We start from the raw sequence: 21,138 nt of genomic DNA on the forward strand, positions 1-21,138 counted from the left end.
ATGCAATCTACACAAGATTATATTGAAATGCGGTTGCCAGCTTCTGCAGAATACGTAAGTTTAATACGTTTGACGCTTTCAGGGGTATTTTCAAGAGCTGGCGCATCTTACGATGATATAGAGGATTCTAAAATAGCAGTGAGTGAAGCGGTGACCAATGCGGTTAAACATGCATATAAAAAAAATTCTGAAATAGGTATGATTAATCTTTGTTTTGAAATATTTGATGATAGAATTAAAATCGTTATTTCAGATCAAGGAGAAAGTTTTGATTATGAAGCTACAAAATCACATTTAGGTCCATATAATGATAACGAAAATATTGATTTTCTACGTGAGGGTGGTCTGGGATTATTTTTAATTGAGTCTTTAATGGATGAAGTTACTGTTTATAAAGAATCTGGTGTAACAATCAGTATGATTAAGTATATAAAAAAAGAGCAGGTGCGAAATAATGGCGAAAGAGTCGAAATCAGCTAGTGAAGTATCACCTGAACAAATTAACCAATGGATTAAACAACATCAAGAAAACGAAGATAGCCTAGCTCAAGATAAATTAGTAAAACATTATCATAAGCTAATTGAATCTTTAGCTTATAAATATTCTAAGGGACAATCACATCATGAAGATTTAGTTCAAGTGGGTATGGTTGGTCTAATAGGTGCTATTAATAGATTTGACTTATCATTTGATCGTAAGTTTGAAGCCTTCTTAGTACCAACAGTTATTGGTGAGATTAAAAGATATTTACGAGATAAAACATGGAGTGTTCATGTACCTAGACGCATTAAAGAAATCGGTCCAAGAATAAAAAAAGTTAGTGATGAATTAACAAATGAACTTGAACGTTCACCATCTATTAGTGAAATCGCACAACGCTTAGAAGTTTCAGATGAAGAAGTTTTGGAAGCGATGGAGATGGGTCAGAGTTACAATGCCCTGAGTGTGGATCACTCTATAGAAGCGGATAAAGATGGTTCGACAGTTACATTATTAGATATTATGGGACAACAAGATGATAATTATGATTTAACGGAAAAGCGTATGATATTAGAGCGTATTTTACCTATTTTGTCAGAGAGAGAAAGACAAATCATACAATGTACTTTTATTGAAGGTCTTAGCCAAAAAGAGACTGGTGAAAGAATTGGTCTTAGTCAAATGCATGTTTCACGTTTGCAACGTACCGCAATAAAAAAATTACAGGAAGCTGCAAGACAATAAACGAGTTGTTAACAGTGTTGATAATTAAATCCGTTATAATAGCCTGGGATGAATTTAAAAAATAGTTCATTTCAGGTTTTCTTATATTTGTATTTGTAAGGTTTGATAAAATTAAAAATTAGTATTAGTTATATGAAACGTTTGATACTATTCGAATGAATTTTATCAATTTGAATTATACCTCTATTTTTACTAGGCACTCTGATTAAAATAAAGCGCTAGAAAATCAAATTTAATTATTATGTTAAGATAAATAAGTAATTTTAAAGAAAAGCGTGGTAGAAAAAACAAATGGATAACAGTTTAATTGAAACAATTGTAAGTAAATATCAATTTTCGGAAAAACAAATTAAAGCAGTTTTAAAATTGTTGAAAGAAAACAATACGGTTCCATTTATAGCGAGATATCGTAAAGAAGCTACAGGTGGACTTGATGAAGTAGAAATTAAACAAATCAATGATGAATATAACTATATGTTAAATCTTCAAAAACGTAAAGAAGAGGTAATACATAATATTGATCAACAAGGTCTATTAACTTCAGAATTAAAGCAAGACATATTAACACAGACGAAGCTACAAAGAGTTGAGGATTTGTATCGACCATATAAACAAAAAAAGAAGACACGTGCAACTGAAGCTAAAAGAAAAGGGTTAGAAGATTTAGCAGACTGGTTTTCACAATCAAAATTGGATTCAAAAATTGAAGATAAAGCCCGATTATTCTTAAATGATGAAGTGACTACAATTGAAGATGCAATAGAAGGGGCTAAAGATATTATAGCTGAACGTATTTCGGATAATCCTCAATATCGCTCTAAAATACTTAAAGATGTTTATAATCAGGGACTAATTGTTTCCTCGAAAAAGAAAAAAGCCGAAGATGAGAAACAAACATTTTCTATGTACTATGATTACAATGAACCAATTAAACGTATTGCAAATCATCGTGTTTTGGCGATGAATCGAGGAGAAAAAGAAAAAGTATTATCAATAAAAATTGATTTTGATACGACACGTATTCAAAGAGAAATAGAAAATGTTGAGATAAAAACTCAAAATGAGGCAACTCCGTTTATTAAAGAGGCTATTCAGGATAGTCTCAAGCGATTAATTCTTCCTTCAATAGAAAGAGAAATTAGAGGAGATTTAACACAAAATGCAGAATCTCATGCAATAGATGTATTTAGTGAAAATCTTAGAAATTTATTACTACAACCACCAATGAAGGGTAAACAAATTCTTGGAGTAGATCCAGCATTTAGAACAGGGTGCAAACTTGCTGTCGTCAATCCATTTGGTACCTTTATTGCTAAAGGTGTTATTTATCCTCATCCACCAATATCAAAAGTTGAGTCAGCAGAAAAAGAACTAGTCAAGATGATAAGTGACTATGATATTGAACTTTTAGCGATTGGTAACGGTACTGCTAGTAGAGAAACTGAACAATTTGTAGCTCAAGTAATAAAAAAATATCAACTTCAAGCACAATTTATCATAGTCAATGAAGCTGGCGCATCAGTTTATTCAGCATCAGAAATTGCTAGACAAGAATTTCCAGATTTTCAAGTAGAAGAACGAAGTGCAGTTTCAATTGGTAGAAGAGTTCAGGATCCTTTAAGTGAACTTGTTAAAATAGATCCTAAATCTATAGGAGTAGGACAGTACCAACATGATGTCAATCAAAAAGATTTAAGTAGGGCTTTAACGTTTGTAGTGGAGACTGCCGTCAATCAAGTTGGTGTGGATGTGAATACTGCTTCTAAATCCTTATTACAATATGTATCAGGTCTCACATCAACTATTGCTCAAAATATTATTGATTATAGAGAAGAAAACGGACCTATAAAACATCATAAAGAAATTAGTAGGATTAAACGTTTAGGCGCAAAAACCTTTGAGCAAAGTATTGGTTTTTTAAGAATTGTTGATGGTAAAGAACCTTTAGATAATACTGCAATACACCCTGAAAGTTACGATGTTGCATATCGCATGCTTCATCAATTAGATTTAACTGCACAAGATATAGGTTCCGTTAAACTCAAAAACACGTTATCAAATGTTAATATTTCAACTCTTGTGTCTCAATTAAATATTGGTGAACCTACATTAAAAGATATAATACAATCATTGATTGCACCTAATAGAGATCCAAGAGATGAATTTGAAACACCTATTTTGAAGTCAGATGTATTATCGATTGAAGATTTATCTAAAGGCATGAAATTGAATGGCACAGTAAGAAATGTTGTTGACTTTGGAGCATTTGTAGATATCGGTGTTAAACAAGACGGGCTAGTACACATATCAAAATTATCTAAGAAATTCGTTAAAAATCCAATGGATATGATAAGTGTAGGAGATATTGTAGAAGTTTGGATTTTAGATATAGATGAAAATAAAGGCAAAGTTTCATTGACAATGGTTGACCCAAATGAATAATTTAGCATTACAAAGCCTTACTGAAAGTATAGCGATAAAATATTTTGGCAAAGCTTTTAAGCACGAGGTATATTATAATAAGCGTTTACGTACCACTGGTGGTAGGTATATATTAAGTAGTCATAATATAGAAATAAATCCAAAACAGTATGAAATGTTTGGAGAAAAAGCTGTCATTGATATCATAAAACATGAACTGTGTCATTATTTTCTTCATTTATCTGGTGAAGGATATCAACATCGTGATAAAGCATTCAAAATTTTGAGCGCTAAAGTAGGAGCACCTAGATTTTGTACTCCGACAGAATCTTATCAAGATAGAGCTAATTATAAATATAGATGCATCTATTGTGAACAAGAATTTATTCGTATAAAGCGTGTGAATCTGGAAAAAATGCGCTGTGGACGATGTGGAGGTGTTTTAAAACTTCTTCAAACAAGAAAATGATAGAATTTAAATCACCATTTTGTTTTGAAAATAGGTTGTTAAAATTGACAAAAGAGTACTTGTACTAATCCTATATAAATTTAACCTGAGCCATTTATAATGTCTCAGGTTTTTCTATGATATGTCTTGAAGATATATTTAAAAAGTAGCCGAGTTAGGCGAACAATTATTAAAATAAGATGTAACAGATATGTAATTTTATTTTGAATCATTGAGAAACCTTTAAATTATCTCACAGTTTTTGATTTAATACTGAAAATTGAAATGATAACAATCATAAATTGTATGTTTGATGATTGTTGTCTTACGAATTTTATCATTAGGAATCTTATTAATTGTCAAGTAATAATCGATGATTTGAATATGATAATGTCACATTTTTATATTACTATTCTCCATATAAAAGTATTTTTAGTTAACTTTGACTTACGTTATGGTAGTAAAAAAATTTAAAAGAACATACTTGTATTTGTTAATTGAAGTTTAAGATAATATTGTAGAACGATTTACGATGTAATGCTATATAATTCGTCTTGTGCATAATGTTACAAACAAAATTTAAATTATAGGGTGTAAAAGCATTGACAATGTAATTGTTGTGATATATTATAGTTATCGTTGTCTTAATAAGAGGTCCTAATATTAAGTGCTAATTAATTTTATTAATATAAAGTTAAATTATTATTGACAAAAAGTAACAAAGCATTTACAATAGTTAATGTTCTCGATAATTAAATTCTAATTATGCGTTTTGCCAGCGGTCGTGGCGGAATGGCAGACGCGCTAGGTTGAGGGCCTAGTGGGAGTTAATCCCGTGGAGGTTCAAGTCCTCTCGGCCGCACCAAATTGAATTTTATATCTACATGCGGGTGTAGTTTAATGGCAAAACCTCAGCCTTCCAAGCTGATGTTGTGGGTTCGATTCCCATCACCCGCTCCATTTTATACATGAACATTGAAAACTGAATGACAATATGTCAACGTTAATTCCAATAAATAGTAACGAAACGTTACAAACTATTTAGTATTGATGAGCTAATCAAACATCATAATTTTTTATGGAGAGTTTGATCCTGGCTCAGGATGAACGCTGGCGGCGTGCCTAATACATGCAAGTCGAGCGAACAGACGAGGAGCTTGCTCCTCTGACGTTAGCGGCGGACGGGTGAGTAACACGTGGATAACCTACCTATAAGACTGGGATAACTTCGGGAAACCGGAGCTAATACCGGATAACATATTGAACCGCATGGTTCAATAGTGAAAGACGGTTTTGCTGTCACTTATAGATGGATCCGCGCCGCATTAGCTAGTTGGTAAGGTAACGGCTTACCAAGGCAACGATGCGTAGCCGACCTGAGAGGGTGATCGGCCACACTGGAACTGAGACACGGTCCAGACTCCTACGGGAGGCAGCAGTAGGGAATCTTCCGCAATGGGCGAAAGCCTGACGGAGCAACGCCGCGTGAGTGATGAAGGTCTTCGGATCGTAAAACTCTGTTATTAGGGAAGAACAAATGTGTAAGTAACTATGCACGTCTTGACGGTACCTAATCAGAAAGCCACGGCTAACTACGTGCCAGCAGCCGCGGTAATACGTAGGTGGCAAGCGTTATCCGGAATTATTGGGCGTAAAGCGCGCGTAGGCGGTTTTTTAAGTCTGATGTGAAAGCCCACGGCTCAACCGTGGAGGGTCATTGGAAACTGGAAAACTTGAGTGCAGAAGAGGAAAGTGGAATTCCATGTGTAGCGGTGAAATGCGCAGAGATATGGAGGAACACCAGTGGCGAAGGCGACTTTCTGGTCTGTAACTGACGCTGATGTGCGAAAGCGTGGGGATCAAACAGGATTAGATACCCTGGTAGTCCACGCCGTAAACGATGAGTGCTAAGTGTTAGGGGGTTTCCGCCCCTTAGTGCTGCAGCTAACGCATTAAGCACTCCGCCTGGGGAGTACGACCGCAAGGTTGAAACTCAAAGGAATTGACGGGGACCCGCACAAGCGGTGGAGCATGTGGTTTAATTCGAAGCAACGCGAAGAACCTTACCAAATCTTGACATCCTCTGACCCCTCTAGAGATAGAGTTTTCCCCTTCGGGGGACAGAGTGACAGGTGGTGCATGGTTGTCGTCAGCTCGTGTCGTGAGATGTTGGGTTAAGTCCCGCAACGAGCGCAACCCTTAAGCTTAGTTGCCATCATTAAGTTGGGCACTCTAAGTTGACTGCCGGTGACAAACCGGAGGAAGGTGGGGATGACGTCAAATCATCATGCCCCTTATGATTTGGGCTACACACGTGCTACAATGGACAATACAAAGGGCAGCGAAACCGCGAGGTCAAGCAAATCCCATAAAGTTGTTCTCAGTTCGGATTGTAGTCTGCAACTCGACTATATGAAGCTGGAATCGCTAGTAATCGTAGATCAGCATGCTACGGTGAATACGTTCCCGGGTCTTGTACACACCGCCCGTCACACCACGAGAGTTTGTAACACCCGAAGCCGGTGGAGTAACCATTTGGAGCTAGCCGTCGAAGGTGGGACAAATGATTGGGGTGAAGTCGTAACAAGGTAGCCGTATCGGAAGGTGCGGCTGGATCACCTCCTTTCTAAGGATATATTCGGAACATCTTCTACGAAGATGAGGGATAACGTGACATATTGTATTCAGTTTTGAATGTTTATTAACATTCTTTGTACATTGAAAACTAGATAAGTAAGTAAGATTTTACCAAGCAAAACCGAGTGAATAGAGTTTTAAATAAGCTTGAATTCATAAATAATCGCTAGTGTTCGGAAGAACACTCACAAGATTAATAACTAGTTTTAGCTATTTATTTTGAATTGTTATTCAAAATATGGTGGAAACATAGATTAAGTTATTAAGGGCGCACGGTGGATGCCTTGGCACTAGAAGCCGATGAAGGACGTTACTAACGACGATATGCTTTGGGTAGCTGTAAGTAAGCGTTGATCCAGAGATTTCCGAATGGGGGAACCCAGCATGAGTTATGTCATGTTATCGACATGTGAATTCATAGCATGTCAGAAGGCAGACCCGGAGAACTGAAACATCTTAGTACCCGGAGGAAGAGAAAGAAAAATCGATTCCCTGAGTAGCGGCGAGCGAAACGGGAAGAGCCCAAACCAACAAGCTTGCTTGTTGGGGTTGTAGGACACTCTATACGGAGTTACAAAAGAACATGTTAGACGAATCATCTGGAAAGATGAATCAAAGAAGGTAATAATCCTGTAGTCGAAAACATATTCTCTCTTGAGTGGATCCTGAGTACGACGGAGCACGTGAAATTCCGTCGGAATCTGGGAGGACCATCTCCTAAGGCTAAATACTCTCTAGTGACCGATAGTGAACCAGTACCGTGAGGGAAAGGTGAAAAGTACCCCGGAAGGGGAGTGAAAGAGAACTTGAAACCGTGTGCTTACAAGTAGTCAGAGCCCGTTAATGGGTGATGGCGTGCCTTTTGTAGAATGAACCGGCGAGTTACGATCTGATGCAAGGTTAAGCAGCAAATGTGGAGCCGCAGCGAAAGCGAGTCTGAATAGGGCGTTGAGTATTTGGTCGTAGACCCGAAACCAGGTGATCTACCCTTGGTCAGGTTGAAGTTCAGGTAACACTGAATGGAGGACCGAACCGACTTACGTTGAAAAGTGAGCGGATGAACTGAGGGTAGCGGAGAAATTCCAATCGAACTTGGAGATAGCTGGTTCTCTCCGAAATAGCTTTAGGGCTAGCCTCAAGTGATGATTATTGGAGGTAGAGCACTGTTTGGACGAGGGGCCCCTCTCGGGTTACCGAATTCAGACAAACTCCGAATGCCAATTAATTTAACTTGGGAGTCAGAACATGGGTGATAAGGTCCGTGTTCGAAAGGGAAACAGCCCAGACCACCAGCTAAGGTCCCAAAATATATGTTAAGTGGAAAAGGATGTGGCGTTGCCCAGACAACTAGGATGTTGGCTTAGAAGCAGCCATCATTTAAAGAGTGCGTAATAGCTCACTAGTCGAGTGACACTGCGCCGAAAATGTACCGGGGCTAAACATATTACCGAAGCTGTGGATTGTCCTTTGGACAATGGTAGGAGAGCGTTCTAAGGGCGTCGAAGCATGATCGCAAGGACATGTGGAGCGCTTAGAAGTGAGAATGCCGGTGTGAGTAGCGAAAGACGGGTGAGAATCCCGTCCACCGATTGACTAAGGTTTCCAGAGGAAGGCTCGTCCGCTCTGGGTTAGTCGGGTCCTAAGCTGAGGCCGACAGGCGTAGGCGATGGATAACAGGTTGATATTCCTGTACCACCTAGTATCGTTTTAATCGATGGGGGGACGCAGTAGGATAGGCGAAGCGTGCTGTTGGAGTGCACGTCCAAGCAGTAAGGCTGAGTGTTAGGCAAATCCGGCACTCATAAGGCTGAGCTGTGATGGGGAGAGGAAATTGTTTCCTCGAGTCGTTGATTTCACACTGCCGAGAAAAGCCTCTAGATAGATAACAGGTGCCCGTACCGCAAACCGACACAGGTAGTCAAGATGAGAATTCTAAGGTGAGCGAGCGAACTCTCGTTAAGGAACTCGGCAAAATGACCCCGTAACTTCGGGAGAAGGGGTGCTCTTTAGGGTTCACGCCCAGAAGAGCCGCAGTGAATAGGCCCAAGCGACTGTTTATCAAAAACACAGGTCTCTGCTAAACCGTAAGGTGATGTATAGGGGCTGACGCCTGCCCGGTGCTGGAAGGTTAAGAGGAGTGGTTAGCTTCTGCGAAGCTACGAATCGAAGCCCCAGTAAACGGCGGCCGTAACTATAACGGTCCTAAGGTAGCGAAATTCCTTGTCGGGTAAGTTCCGACCCGCACGAAAGGCGTAACGATTTGGGCACTGTCTCAACGAGAGACTCGGTGAAATCATAGTACCTGTGAAGATGCAGGTTACCCGCGACAGGACGGAAAGACCCCGTGGAGCTTTACTGTAGCCTGATATTGAAATTCGGCACAGCTTGTACAGGATAGGTAGGAGCCTTTGAAACGTGAGCGCTAGCTTACGTGGAGGCGTTGGTGGGATACTACCCTAGCTGTGTTGGCTTTCTAACCCGCACCACTTATCGTGGTGGGAGACAGTGTCAGGCGGGCAGTTTGACTGGGGCGGTCGCCTCCTAAAAGGTAACGGAGGCGCTCAAAGGTTCCCTCAGAATGGTTGGAAATCATTCATAGAGTGTAAAGGCATAAGGGAGCTTGACTGCGAGACCTACAAGTCGAGCAGGGTCGAAAGACGGACTTAGTGATCCGGTGGTTCCGCATGGAAGGGCCATCGCTCAACGGATAAAAGCTACCCCGGGGATAACAGGCTTATCTCCCCCAAGAGTTCACATCGACGGGGAGGTTTGGCACCTCGATGTCGGCTCATCGCATCCTGGGGCTGTAGTCGGTCCCAAGGGTTGGGCTGTTCGCCCATTAAAGCGGTACGCGAGCTGGGTTCAGAACGTCGTGAGACAGTTCGGTCCCTATCCGTCGTGGGCGTAGGAAATTTGAGAGGAGCTGTCCTTAGTACGAGAGGACCGGGATGGACATACCTCTGGTGTACCAGTTGTCGTGCCAACGGCATAGCTGGGTAGCTATGTATGGACGGGATAAGTGCTGAAAGCATCTAAGCATGAAGCCCCCCTCAAGATGAGATTTCCCAACTTCGGTTATAAGATCCCTCGAAGATGACGAGGTTAATAGGTTCGAGGTGGAAGCGTGGTGACACGTGGAGCTGACGAATACTAATCGATCGAAGACTTAATCAATTTTTTTAAAAGCGTTTTGCGACGCAAAACTTACTTACTATCTAGTTTTGAATGTATAATCATTCATTTGTCTGGTGACAATGGCAAGGAGGTCACACCTGTTCCCATGCCGAACACAGAAGTTAAGCTCCTTAGCGCCGATGGTAGTCGGACTGACGTTCCGCTAGAGTAGGACGTTGCCAGGCAAATATCGTATGGATGCGATGAGCCTAATCGAGACCGAAAGGTCTCTTTTTTTATGCAAAAATAGTTATAAAAAGAAAGTGTTTGATATGAGAAGTAAGGATTTCGACGAAGAGAAAGCGTTTTGAACTCATGAATTAGGGAGCGAGAGCAATGAAATTATTCGAGCTACAAGGATCAACAAGAGTTGAAAATGAAACAAGAGGCGAGCGCTTATCTCAAATGGATAAAGCTTCTTAACCGAGGAATTAAACTGACATTCTACAGTAAGACACTAAAATGAAGACGACGAATTAATAATATACTCGTCGTCTTGAGACTTGGATATAAAATTAGTTTAAATAAGCAATGAATATAACATTTTATTTTCATTGATATAAATATTAGAAGGATCAAATTGACATACACGATCTTTTAACTGAATGAGATCATCATGATGTTTCAGCTGTATACCTATAATAACAGTTCCAGTGTTTTGTGATGTTTTCTTTAAATATTCAAATTTTGTAATATCGTCTTGAGGTCCGAGGACATCATTAACGAATTCTCTTAAAGCACCAGGTCTTTGTGGGAAATTTAAAATAAAGTAATGTTTCATTTCTTCAAATAGAAGAGAACGCTCTTCTATTTCTTTCATGCGATTAATATCATTGTTGCCTCCACTTACTATGCAAACAATTGTTTTATTTTCAATCTGCTTTTTATATTGCTCTAAGGCACTTACACTTAAAGCACCAGCTGGTTCAGCAACAATCGCTTGTTTAGAGTACATATCCAGAATTGTGGAGCAAACAGCTCCTTCGTCAACTTGAACATAATCGTCCACTTTATCTTTCGCAATTTCAAAGGTAATATCACCAACTCTTGCTACTGAAGCTCCATCAACAAACTTATCAATATTTTCTAAAGTAACTATACTATGGTTGATAATGACTGATTGATACATACTACTGGCACCAGTTGGTTCAACACCGATAATTTTAGTGTGGGGGGAATGTGTCTTAAAATATGTGCTCACTCCTGAAATAAGACCGCCACCACCTATAGCAGCAAATACATAATCAAATGTATTATCCTCTTTTTCAGCTTGTTTTAATATTTCCTTAGCTGTAGTGCCTTGTCCTGCAATAGTATATACATTATTAAATGGATCAATGAAATTCATTTTATGTTGCTTCGTATAGTTTAAAGCTTGTGCTAAGCAGTGATCAAATGTATCGCCAATTAGTACTATTTCTACGTTATTATCCCCGAAGAATTTGACTTGATTGATTTTTTGCCGTGGTGTAGTTACTGGCATGAAAATAACAGCCTTTAAATTGAGCTTTTTTGCAGTATAAGCAACACCTTGAGCATGATTTCCAGCACTTGCGCAAGTAATACCTTTATTTTTTTCTTCATTGGATAATACTGATATAGCATTATAAGCTCCTCTTAATTTAAAGGATCGTACCCACTGTAAATCTTCTCTTTTTAAATAAACATTACAATTATATTTTTGAGATAAGTAATGGTCGAATTGTAAGGGAGTTTCTTTTACTATGTTTTTCAGACGTAAATATGCTTCATCTATATCTTTTGTCGAAACTTTAGTTCTTACTGTCACTGTCTTTCACACCTTTAAAAAGTTTTTTCGTATTTTTCTATTAAATTTTCAAATTGTAAAGTAATAGCAATATCGTCTAATCCATGGATTAATTTATTTTTCCAGGTTTCATCTATATCAAAATGAAAAGACTGAGACACCGTAGACACTGTTTGATTAGGTAAATCAATAGATATTTCATCAAATTGAGCTAAATATTCTCTTTCTTTCCGATTTAAACATATAGGTAACATTGCGTTTTTAGTACAATTCATGTAAAAGATATCACTAAAACTTCCTGCAATAATAATGTTAAAACCATAATCTTTTAAGGCCCACGCTGCATGCTCACGGCTAGAACCACAACCAAAGTTATCTCCAGTAATGAGAATTGACGCACCATGATATTCAGGTTTATTAGGATTAAAATCAGGATTATCACTACCATCAGGTAAGTAACGCCATTCATCAAAAGCAAAAGGTCCAAAGCCTGATTTAGAGACCCGCTTAAGATGCACTTTGGGAATGATTTGGTCAGTATCTATATTGTCATAAAAAAGGGGGACAGTTTTTCCGGTATATATTGTTATCGGTTTGATTTCCAATTACACTACCACCTTTCTAACATCAATGAATTTACCATTAATCGCAGCAGCTGCTGCCATAGCAGGAGATACCAAATGTGTACGAGCACCTTTGCCTTGTCTTCCTTCAAAATTGCGATTACTCGTGGAGGCACAATGTACTCCTTCTGGAACTTGATCTGGATTCATACCTAAGCACATAGAACAACCTGGTTCACGCCACTCAAATCCAGCATCTTTAAATAATTTATCTAGCCCCAGAGCTTCAGCTTCCTTCTTAACAGTTCTTGAACCCGGAACCACAATAGCAGTAATATTTGGATGTACTTGTTGTCCTTTAATAATATGACTTGCTTCAATAAGATCAGATAATCTTGCATTCGTGCATGAACCTAAAAAAACGTAACCTAATTTTATATCTTCGGCTTTTTGACCTGGGTGAAGTCCCATATAGTCATAAGCACGTTGGTCATTTGCATTTTTAATTTCTGGGAATGGATTACTAAAACTAACTCCCATTTCTGGGTTAGTTCCCCAAGTTACTTGAGGTTCTAAATTTGTTACATCAAGTTCAATAACTTTATCAAAATAGGCATCATCATCAGAATAAAGTTCTTTCCACCACTCCATAGAACTATCAAAATCAGTAGCATAAGGACGACCTTTTACGTAATCAAATGTTGTTTCATCAGGTTGCATTAAACCATACTTTGCTCCGGCTTCAATAGCCATATTACATATCGTCATACGTGCTTCCATGGATAAATTTTTTATAGTTTCCCCAGTAAATTCAAGCGCATAACCAGTACCGAAATCTACACCATATTGATTGATTAAATATAAAATAATGTCTTTAGCATAAACTCCAGGTGGTAAAGAACCATTTATATTAATTTTCAAATTTTTAGGTTTTGTTTGCCATAATGTTTGTGTAGCAAATACATGTTCAACCTCGCTTGTTCCTATCCCAAATGCGATAGCACCAAATGCGCCATGTGTAGCAGTATGGGAATCTCCACAAACAATAGTTTTTCCTGGTTGTGTTAATCCAGTTTCTGGTCCAACCATATGTACGATACCTTGTTCGTCAGAACCCATATCAAAAATATGTACGCCAAAGTCTTTAGCATTTTGTTGTAAAGTTGTAATTTGTTTATAGGCAATTTCATCTTTTATATTAAAAATATCAATTGTGGGAACGTTATGATCTAAAGTTGCAAAGGTTAGATCAGGTCTTCTAAGTTTACGATTTTGTATTCTAAGTCCTTCAAACGCTTGAGGAGAAGTAACTTCATGAATGAGATGTAAATCAATATACAATAATTGTGGTTCACCTTCTTTTCCATGAAGCACATGTTTTTTCCATACTTTATCAAAAAGTGTTTGACCCATAATTTTCTCCTCCTCTTATAAATATTTTTCTTTAAGCAACTTAAAAATTTCTGAAGTTCGATATTGTCCACCTAAATCTGCAGTTGTCTTATTAGATTGAATAAACGAGTAAACAATTGACTCAAGTTCGTTAGCCGCATCAATTTGATTTAAACTTTCTCTTAAGCAAAGTGCTAAAGAGAGAACCATACCAAATGGATTCGCTTTATCTTCATTAGCTATATCTGGAGCTGAACCATGAATTGGTTCATACAGACGTGTACCTGTTTGACCAAAACTAGCTGAAGGAGAAAGACCTAGAGAGCCTGGTATAACAGATGCTTCATCACTTAAGATATCTCCGAAAAGATTCTCTGTTACAATCACATCAAATTGCGTAGGTTGGGTGATAAGATGCATACTACAAGCATCAACTAGCATATGATTAACTTCTACTTCTGGAAAATCTTTTTTTACATCATTTACTATCTGTCGCCATAACTTACTAGAGGATAGAACGTTTTCCTTATCAACAGATGTTAATTTTTTACGTCTACGGTTTGCAAGATTAAAAGCGATTCTCACAATACGTTCAATTTCTTGACTTGAATATTTTAATGAGTCTAAAGCTTCGTTTTTTTTAACATAGCTTGGTTCACCAAAATAAATACCGCTCGTTAATTCTCTTACAATAACTAAATCGGTGCCTTCTACAATATCTTGTTTTAGTGGTGAAAGATGACTAGCCCCTTTAGTTACAAATGTAGGGCGAATATTAGCAAATAAATTTAAGGATTTTCTCAGTTTTAACAAACCGTGTTCTGGACGATTATTTGGGTCTGTCCATTTAGGCCCTCCAATCGCGCCTAATAATATAGCATCTGCATTTTTACATGATTGTAATGCTTCATTAGTTAAAGGTGTACCATAATTATCTATTGAGATACCTCCAAAATGATGACTTTCCAAATGGTATTCAAAATGATATTTTTCACTTATTAATTTTAAAAGTTCTAATGTACCAGATAGAATCTCTGGTCCTATACCATCTCCAGGTAAGGCAACTATTTTATAACTCATGTACGGATACCTTCTTTCAACTCATATTCTGAAATATATTTAGCATGAGCATCGATATATGCTTTACATGAGGCTTTTAATATATCGTGGTCTATACCTATGCCAGTCACTTCAATATGATTAATAATGATTCGTACATGTACTTCTGCTTGAGCATCAGTACCTTCTGTTACAGAATCAATACGATAATCAATCAATTCTGCGTCTTTCTTGAAAATTCGGTCAACAGCATTATAAATTGCAACAATTGACCCCGTTCCAATACTTGAATCTTGTTTAACTTGTCCGTTTCTTTCCTTTATAACTACTACTGCACTTTGTAGACCTTTAGATACGTATTGAAGTTGTAAGTTATCAAGTTGAAAAATAGCATTGTGTTCATGTTCAGAGCCATGTATAATTGCATGAATATCTCTATCGGATACATTTTTTTTCTTATCTGCAATTTCTTTAAATTGTTTAAATAATGTAACTTGATCTTCCAATTTAATTTCATACCCTAGAGATTTAAGCTTTTCGGCAAATGCATGTTTACCAGACAATTTACCTAATGGCAATTCTGTAGTATTTACACCTACGAGTTGAGGTGTCATGATTTCATAGGTTTCACGATGTTTAAGTACACCGTCTTGGTGAATTCCGGATTCATGACTAAATGCATTTTGACCTACTATAGCTTTATTTCTAGGTACACGGATACCAGCATATCTTGAAATTAAGTCAGATGTTTTCTTAGTTTCTTTAAGGTTAATTTGAGATTCAAGACCATAGTGGTCCTTCCTTACATATAAAGCTAAAGCAACTTCTTCAAGTGCGGCATTTCCTGCTCTTTCACCAATACCGTTCACTGTACCTTCAATACGTCTAGCTCCACCTTCAATAGCTGCTAAACTATTAGCAACTGCCATTCCAAGATCATCATGACAATGTGCACTAAAGATAATTTTAGAATTTGACTTAACGGCCTGTGTTAATTGCTTAAAAATTTCACCATACTCAGTAGGATAACTAAATCCAACTGTATCAGGGATGTTGATAATTGTGGCTCCTGCGTTAATCGCAGTTTGAACACATTCAATTAAAAATGGAATTTCAGTTCTTGTTGCATCCTCTGGAGAGAATTGTACGACTTCAAAAAATTGTTTAGCATAAGAAACGTGTTCTTTGATTGAAGTTAAAACTTCATCTTGAGTCATTTTTAATTTATGTTTTAAATGAATAGGGGAGGTTGCAATGAATACATGTACTTGAGGTTTTACAGCTTCTTTAGTGGCTTCATATACAGCATCAATATCAGATTTTTTACATCTAGCTAATCCACACACTGCTGTTGTAGTCAAAGTTTTGGCTATAGCTTCTACTGATTTAAAGCTACCAGTACTAGAAGCAGGAAAACCTGCTTCTAGTACATCTACTCCCCATTTTTCTAGTTGCTTGGCAATTTTCAATCTTTCATCAAAGCTAAAATTGACTCCTGGCGTTTGTTCACCATCTCTAAGTGTTGTATCAAAAATTTGAATATGTTCTTCCATTAAAAACACCCCTCTACTGTTGTTATTTTTCAATACTTTTAGATTTAATGAATGGCATCATTTCTCTTAATTCGCGTCCAACTTGTTCAATTTGATGACCATGTTGATCTTCACGTAATTGATAGAATTCTTTAAAGCCATTTTTGTTATCTTCAACAAATCTACGGCTAAAGTTACCATTTTGAATATCTTCAAGTACTTTTTTCATATTTTCTTTAACATCAGGTGTAATTACTCTTGGTCCAGAAACATAGTCGCCAAATTCAGCAGTGTTAGAGATAGAATAACGAACGTTTTCCATTCCGCCTTCATACATTAAATCAACAATTAATTTCATTTCGTGTAAGACTTCAAAATAAGCTAATTCAGGTTGGTAACCTGCTTCTACAAGTGTTTCGAATCCACTCTGAATTAATTTGGAAACTCCTCCACAAAGAACAGCTTGTTCACCGAATAAATCTGTTTCAGTTTCTTCTTTAAATGTCGTTTCAATGACCCCGGCACGAGTAGCACCAATGCCTTTTGCGTAGCTTAAAGCAATGTTTCTTGCTTGGCCTGTAGCATCTTGTTGAACACCAAATAATGCTGGTACGGAACTTCCTTCAACAAATGTACGTCTAACTAAATGACCGGGTCCTTTAGGTGCTACTAAAAAGACATCGACATCACTAGGTGGTTCGATAACACTGAAGTGGATATTAAAACCGTGTGCGAATGCTAAAGCATTTCCTTTTTCTAAATGTGGTTTAATTTCCTCGTTATATACTTTACCTTGAATTTCATCAGGCAATAGTACCATCACTACATCAGCTTGTTGTGTAGCATCACTTACCGTATAAACATCAAATCCATCTTCTTTAGCTTTATTAAATGATCGTCCTGGACGTAGACCAATGACTACATCATAACCATTGTCCTTTAAATTTTGTGCATGTGCATGTCCTTGTGAGCCATAACCAATGACAGCAATTTTTTTACCTTGTAATGCATCTTGTGTTACTGTTTCATCGTAATATACTTTTGTCATAATAAATTCCTCCAGTCATTTTATCGAAAGTTCTGAATTTTCAAAATAATATGTGCGTAAAAAGTGTATGATGTTAGTTATGTTTAGTTGATTTTTCATTTTAACTAGCGCATCAAAACATTTACTCACTTTTTACACTTAGTACATTTACTTGTTGTGATAGTTTTTTAAGAACAATTTTAAAAGTATCATCATCTTTAATATTGACTTTAAGTTTCATATTAGAAATTCCTTCTTTGTCTGAATGTTTAACATGAAGTTCATCAATATTACATTGTAAGCGAACGAAGGCGCTAGTAATTCTGTTCAAAGTACTCACTTGATCAACTAATGTAAAATGAATTGTTCGTTCCATTAGTAACCCTCCATTTCATGATTTGATTTGCCACTAGGTACCATTGGATTAACTGGTTCTACAGGTGAGATTCTAACTTCAATGAGTGCTGGTCCATGATATGCAAATGCTTCATCAATTGAAGATTCTAATTTATCAGGAGAATCTATCAAGAATCCCTTAACGCCATAAGCTTCCGCCATTTTCATAAAATTAGGTTGATCATTAAATACAGAATGAGAAAATCGTTTATTAAAGAATTTATCTTGCCATTGTTTGACCATACCTAAAGTTCCATTATTAATAAGTACTATTTTGACATTAAGTCCATATTCTGGAAGTAAAGCCATTTCTTGGTTCGTCATTTGAAAACCACCATCTCCTACAAAACAAACAACTGTTTTCTCAGGTTCAGCTAATTGTGCTCCTATTGCTGATGGAATTCCAAATCCCATAGTACCTAAACCGCCACTTGTTACCCATTGGCCATAATTTTTAAATGGGTAGAATTGTGCTGTCCACATTTGGTGTTGTCCTACGTCAGTTGTCACAATTGCATTTCCATCGGTAACTTTACCAATATATTCAATTGCTTTTTGTGGTTTACAAAATGTTTTATCATTATCATCATATTTAAATGGATATTTACTTTTGTTATTAATACAATAATCGTTCCATTCTTCGTGGGTGGATGTTAAAACTTGCTCATGGCATAAATTCTCAAGCACAAGTTTGCAATCAGCGACTATACCTAAATCTGTATTAATAACTTTATTTATTTCAGAAGGGTCGATATCGACATGTACAACTTTTGCATTTGGTGCGAATTCATCAGGCTTACTTGCAAGACGATCATCGAATCGACTACCTAAGTTGATAAGTAAATCACAATTTGTTAATGCCATATTACTTGCATAAGATCCATGCATGCCACCCATACCTAAAAATAAGGGGTGATGATAAGGTATTGCTCCAAGTCCAAGGAGAGTTGTGACAGTAGGGATTTGATGTTTTGTCACAAATTCTGTCAATAAATGATTAGATTTAGAGTGATTAATACCAGCACCTGCAAGAATAAGAGGTTTCTTAGCTTCTTTAATCATATATATTAACCTATTAATATCCTCTTTATTAGGGTTACTATTAACTTCATAACCAGGAATATTAATTTCTTGCGTAAGTTCAACATCAGTTTTAAGAACACCCATATCTTTAGGAAAATCAATCACTACAGGGCCTTTTCTTCCAGTGTTCGCTAAATGAAAGGCTTCATGAACAATTCTTGGAATGTCTTCGATCTTTTTAACTTGATAATTGTGTTTTGTAATAGGTGTGGTCATCGAGAGTAAATCAGCTTCTTGGAAAGCATCTTTACCTATTCCAGGTGTAGCAACTTGACCAGTAAAAACGACTAGTGGTAAAGAGTCACTAAATGCATCAGTAATACCCGTAATGGCATTTGTTGCACCAGGTCCGCTTGTTACAACAACGACTCCTGTTTTACCAGAGACACGCGCATATCCTTCAGCAGCATGTGTAGCACCTTGTTCATGACGGGCAAGAATATGTTTGATTTTCCCGTCATAAAATGTATCGTATAAAGGTAAGACAGCACCACCAGGATAACCGAAGATAAAATCTACATCTTCTTGCTGAAGTGCTTCAACCAATAATTGAGAACCACTGCGTGTTATTAAGGGTTGTGAATTCTTTGTTTGATGCACAGAAGGGTGAGGCGAAACCATTGATTTTTGATTTGACATTTTAATCATCTCCTAATTAAATAAGGTTTTCCGGAACTTGCATAATACCACCAGTATTAGCGCTTGTGACTAAACTAGTATATCTAGCTAAGTAGCCTGTTTTAACCTTTGCTTTAAATGGTTCAAGCTGATTTTTACGACGATACAGTTCTTTTTCAGATTGATCTACGTTTAGAGTTCTATTGATTAGATCAATCGTAATTTTATCACCATCTCTTATTAAGCCAATGGGTCCACCTGAAGCGGCTTCAGGTGAAATGTGTCCAACTGCAATACCTCTAGTTGCACCCGAAAATCTACCGTCCGTAATTAATGCAACATCTTTACCTAATCCTCTGCCCACTATGGAAGACGTAGGGGCTAGCATTTCTGGCATTCCAGGACCTCCCTTAGGTCCCTCATATCTAATAACAACAACATGTCCCTCTCTTACTGTATGATTATCAATGGCTTCAACAGCTTCATCATGAGAGTTGAAACAAATTGCCTTTCCTGTAAATACTTTAATTGAAGGATCAACTCCACCGACCTTGATTACCGCTCCTTTAGGTGCGAGGTTTCCGAATAAGACAGATAATCCACCTTGCTTATCATAAGGGGTTTCAAGAGGATGAATAACTTCAAAATTTTTGATGTTTTTACCTTCATTATTTTCTCTCAAGGATTTACCCGTAACTGTTAATCTATCTGGATGTAAAGTACCATCCTTTTTCATTAATTCATTTATGATAGCTGGCACGCCACCTGCTTCATGAACATCATGCATAGAATAAGAAGAACTAGGTGCAATTTTAGAAAGGTAAGGTGTTTTTTTAGCAATTTCATTAATACGTTCTAAGTCGTAGTCAATACCTGCTTCATTTGCAATTGCAAGAGTATGAAGAACAGTATTAGTAGAACCTCCCATGGCCATATCAAGAGCAAAAGCATCATCAATCGCATCTTGTGTGATAATATCGCGAGGTTTAATATCATGTTTAATATTTTCAACTAACCTGAATGCTGCTTGTCTAATCATTTCACGACGTTGGTCACTCACAGCTAGAGCTGTACCATTATATGGTAGGGCTAAACCTAAAACTTCCATTAAACAGTTCATTGAGTTTGCGGTAAACATACCGGCGCATGAACCACATGTAGGACAAGCGTTTTGCTCCATGTCCAAAAATGCTTCTTTTGAGATTGTTCCTTCTTTAAAAGCTCCAACCGCTTCAAACATTGAAGATAGTGTCAATGCCTTACCTTGAGCGGAAAGACCAGCTTTCATTGGGCCTCCTGAGCAAAAGATAGCTGGTACATTTGTTCTAACTGCTGCGAGTAACATTCCTGGCGTAATTTTATCGCAATTAGGAATGTAAAATACACCATCAAACCAATGAGCGTTAATAACTGTTTCAGCTGCATCTGCGATAATTTCTCTTGAAGGTAAAGAATATCTCATGCCAATATGTCCCATAGCTATTCCATCGTCAACACCGATCGTATTAAATTCGAATGGGATAGCACCTGCTTCTCTAATAGCTTCCTTTGCGATGTCTGCTAATTCTCTTAAATGAACGTGCCCAGGAACAATATCAATATAAGAGTTACAAATTGCTACGAAAGGTTTATTCATATCTGTAGGTTGTTTAAGAGCGCCAGTCGCATGTAAAAGACTTCTTGCAGGAGCTTGGTGATCTCCTTTTTTGATCATATCACTTCGCATATATCATTCCCCCATATAATTATTTAGAAAATAAAAAGAGTCTGGGACATAAACCCTAGAGAAATAGCC

At 37.3% G+C, this 21,138-nt stretch carries 13 protein-coding genes, 2 tRNA genes and 3 rRNA genes; 9 read left to right on the top strand and 9 right to left on the bottom strand.

From position 1 onward, the window contains the following. The 9 genes from rsbW (at position 1) to rrf (ending at position 10,090) form a co-directional block, all read left to right on the top strand. Positions 1-480, top strand: coding sequence for an anti-sigma B factor RsbW (rsbW, locus tag NST35_RS04005; protein ID WP_001829903.1), 480 nt, complete (start codon positions 1-3; stop codon positions 478-480). Next, a complete protein-coding gene (gene sigB / locus NST35_RS04010) occupies positions 455-1,225 on the top strand; it encodes an RNA polymerase sigma factor SigB (RefSeq protein ID WP_340747261.1) in 771 nt (256 codons plus the stop codon). The genes rsbW and sigB overlap by 26 nt, the downstream gene beginning before the upstream one ends. A 291-nt stretch (positions 1,226-1,516) precedes the next feature. Then, entirely contained in the window at positions 1,517-3,667 is a 2,151-nt protein-coding gene (locus NST35_RS04015) for a Tex family protein (protein ID WP_002458688.1), read from the top strand. Beyond that, the gene (locus NST35_RS04020; RefSeq protein ID WP_002491198.1) at positions 3,660-4,115 is read left to right on the top strand and encodes a SprT family protein; all 456 of its coding nucleotides are present in this window, start codon (positions 3,660-3,662) and stop codon (positions 4,113-4,115) included. Before NST35_RS04015 ends, NST35_RS04020 begins: the two co-directional genes overlap by 8 nt. A 757-nt stretch (positions 4,116-4,872) precedes the next feature. Then, positions 4,873-4,959 (top strand) — tRNA-Leu (locus tag NST35_RS04025). 21 nt (positions 4,960-4,980) lie between these two features. Further along, positions 4,981-5,054, top strand: a tRNA-Gly gene (locus NST35_RS04030). 115 nt (positions 5,055-5,169) lie between these two features. Further along, a 16S ribosomal RNA gene (locus NST35_RS04035) occupies positions 5,170-6,720 on the top strand. 263 nt (positions 6,721-6,983) lie between these two features. After that, a 23S ribosomal RNA gene (locus NST35_RS04040) occupies positions 6,984-9,905 on the top strand. Between the two features lie 70 nt (positions 9,906-9,975). Continuing rightward, a 5S ribosomal RNA gene (gene rrf / locus NST35_RS04045) occupies positions 9,976-10,090 on the top strand. Together the 16S, 23S and 5S rRNA genes with 2 tRNA genes alongside form the textbook arrangement of a ribosomal RNA operon. Positions 10,091-10,425: 335 nt before the next feature. On the opposite strand, the gene ilvA is transcribed toward rrf, so the two are convergent. The 9 genes from ilvA to ilvD form a co-directional block, all read right to left on the bottom strand. Further along, the gene (gene ilvA / locus NST35_RS04050; protein WP_002457896.1) at positions 10,426-11,694 is read right to left on the bottom strand and encodes a threonine ammonia-lyase IlvA; all 1,269 of its coding nucleotides are present in this window, start codon (positions 11,692-11,694) and stop codon (positions 10,426-10,428) included. A 14-nt stretch (positions 11,695-11,708) separates the two neighbouring features. Beyond that, positions 11,709-12,278, bottom strand: coding sequence for a 3-isopropylmalate dehydratase small subunit (gene leuD / locus NST35_RS04055; protein ID WP_002457897.1), 570 nt, complete (start codon positions 12,276-12,278; stop codon positions 11,709-11,711). Continuing rightward, complete coding sequence (gene leuC, locus NST35_RS04060) at positions 12,279-13,649, bottom strand: 3-isopropylmalate dehydratase large subunit (RefSeq protein WP_002457898.1); 1,371 nt, start codon at positions 13,647-13,649, stop codon at positions 12,279-12,281. 15 nt (positions 13,650-13,664) lie between these two features. Then, positions 13,665-14,708, bottom strand: a complete 1,044-nt coding sequence (gene leuB / locus NST35_RS04065; RefSeq protein WP_002447535.1) for a 3-isopropylmalate dehydrogenase — start codon at positions 14,706-14,708, stop codon at positions 13,665-13,667. Next, positions 14,705-16,240, bottom strand: coding sequence for a 2-isopropylmalate synthase (locus tag NST35_RS04070; RefSeq protein WP_002457899.1), 1,536 nt, complete (start codon positions 16,238-16,240; stop codon positions 14,705-14,707). Before NST35_RS04070 ends, leuB begins: the two co-directional genes overlap by 4 nt. Positions 16,241-16,262: 22 nt before the next feature. Further along, the gene (ilvC, locus tag NST35_RS04075; RefSeq protein WP_002457900.1) at positions 16,263-17,267 is read right to left on the bottom strand and encodes a ketol-acid reductoisomerase; all 1,005 of its coding nucleotides are present in this window, start codon (positions 17,265-17,267) and stop codon (positions 16,263-16,265) included. A gap of 121 nt (positions 17,268-17,388) precedes the next feature. After that, positions 17,389-17,622 carry an ACT domain-containing protein gene (locus NST35_RS04080; RefSeq protein WP_001830009.1) on the bottom strand — a complete coding sequence of 78 codons (234 nt, stop codon included), beginning with the start codon at positions 17,620-17,622 and terminating at the stop codon, positions 17,389-17,391. Continuing rightward, positions 17,622-19,346 (bottom strand): biosynthetic-type acetolactate synthase large subunit, encoded by a 1,725-nt coding sequence (ilvB, locus tag NST35_RS04085; protein WP_050542355.1) that lies wholly within the window; start codon positions 19,344-19,346, stop codon positions 17,622-17,624. Before ilvB ends, NST35_RS04080 begins: the two co-directional genes overlap by 1 nt. Positions 19,347-19,380: 34 nt before the next feature. Continuing rightward, positions 19,381-21,069, bottom strand: a complete 1,689-nt coding sequence (gene ilvD / locus NST35_RS04090; RefSeq protein WP_002457902.1) for a dihydroxy-acid dehydratase — start codon at positions 21,067-21,069, stop codon at positions 19,381-19,383. Positions 21,070-21,138: the final 69 nt, after the last annotated feature.

It is taken from the genome of Staphylococcus sp. FSL W8-0304, assembly GCF_038006565.1.
Taxonomy (GTDB): Bacteria; Bacillota; Bacilli; order Staphylococcales; family Staphylococcaceae; genus Staphylococcus; species Staphylococcus epidermidis.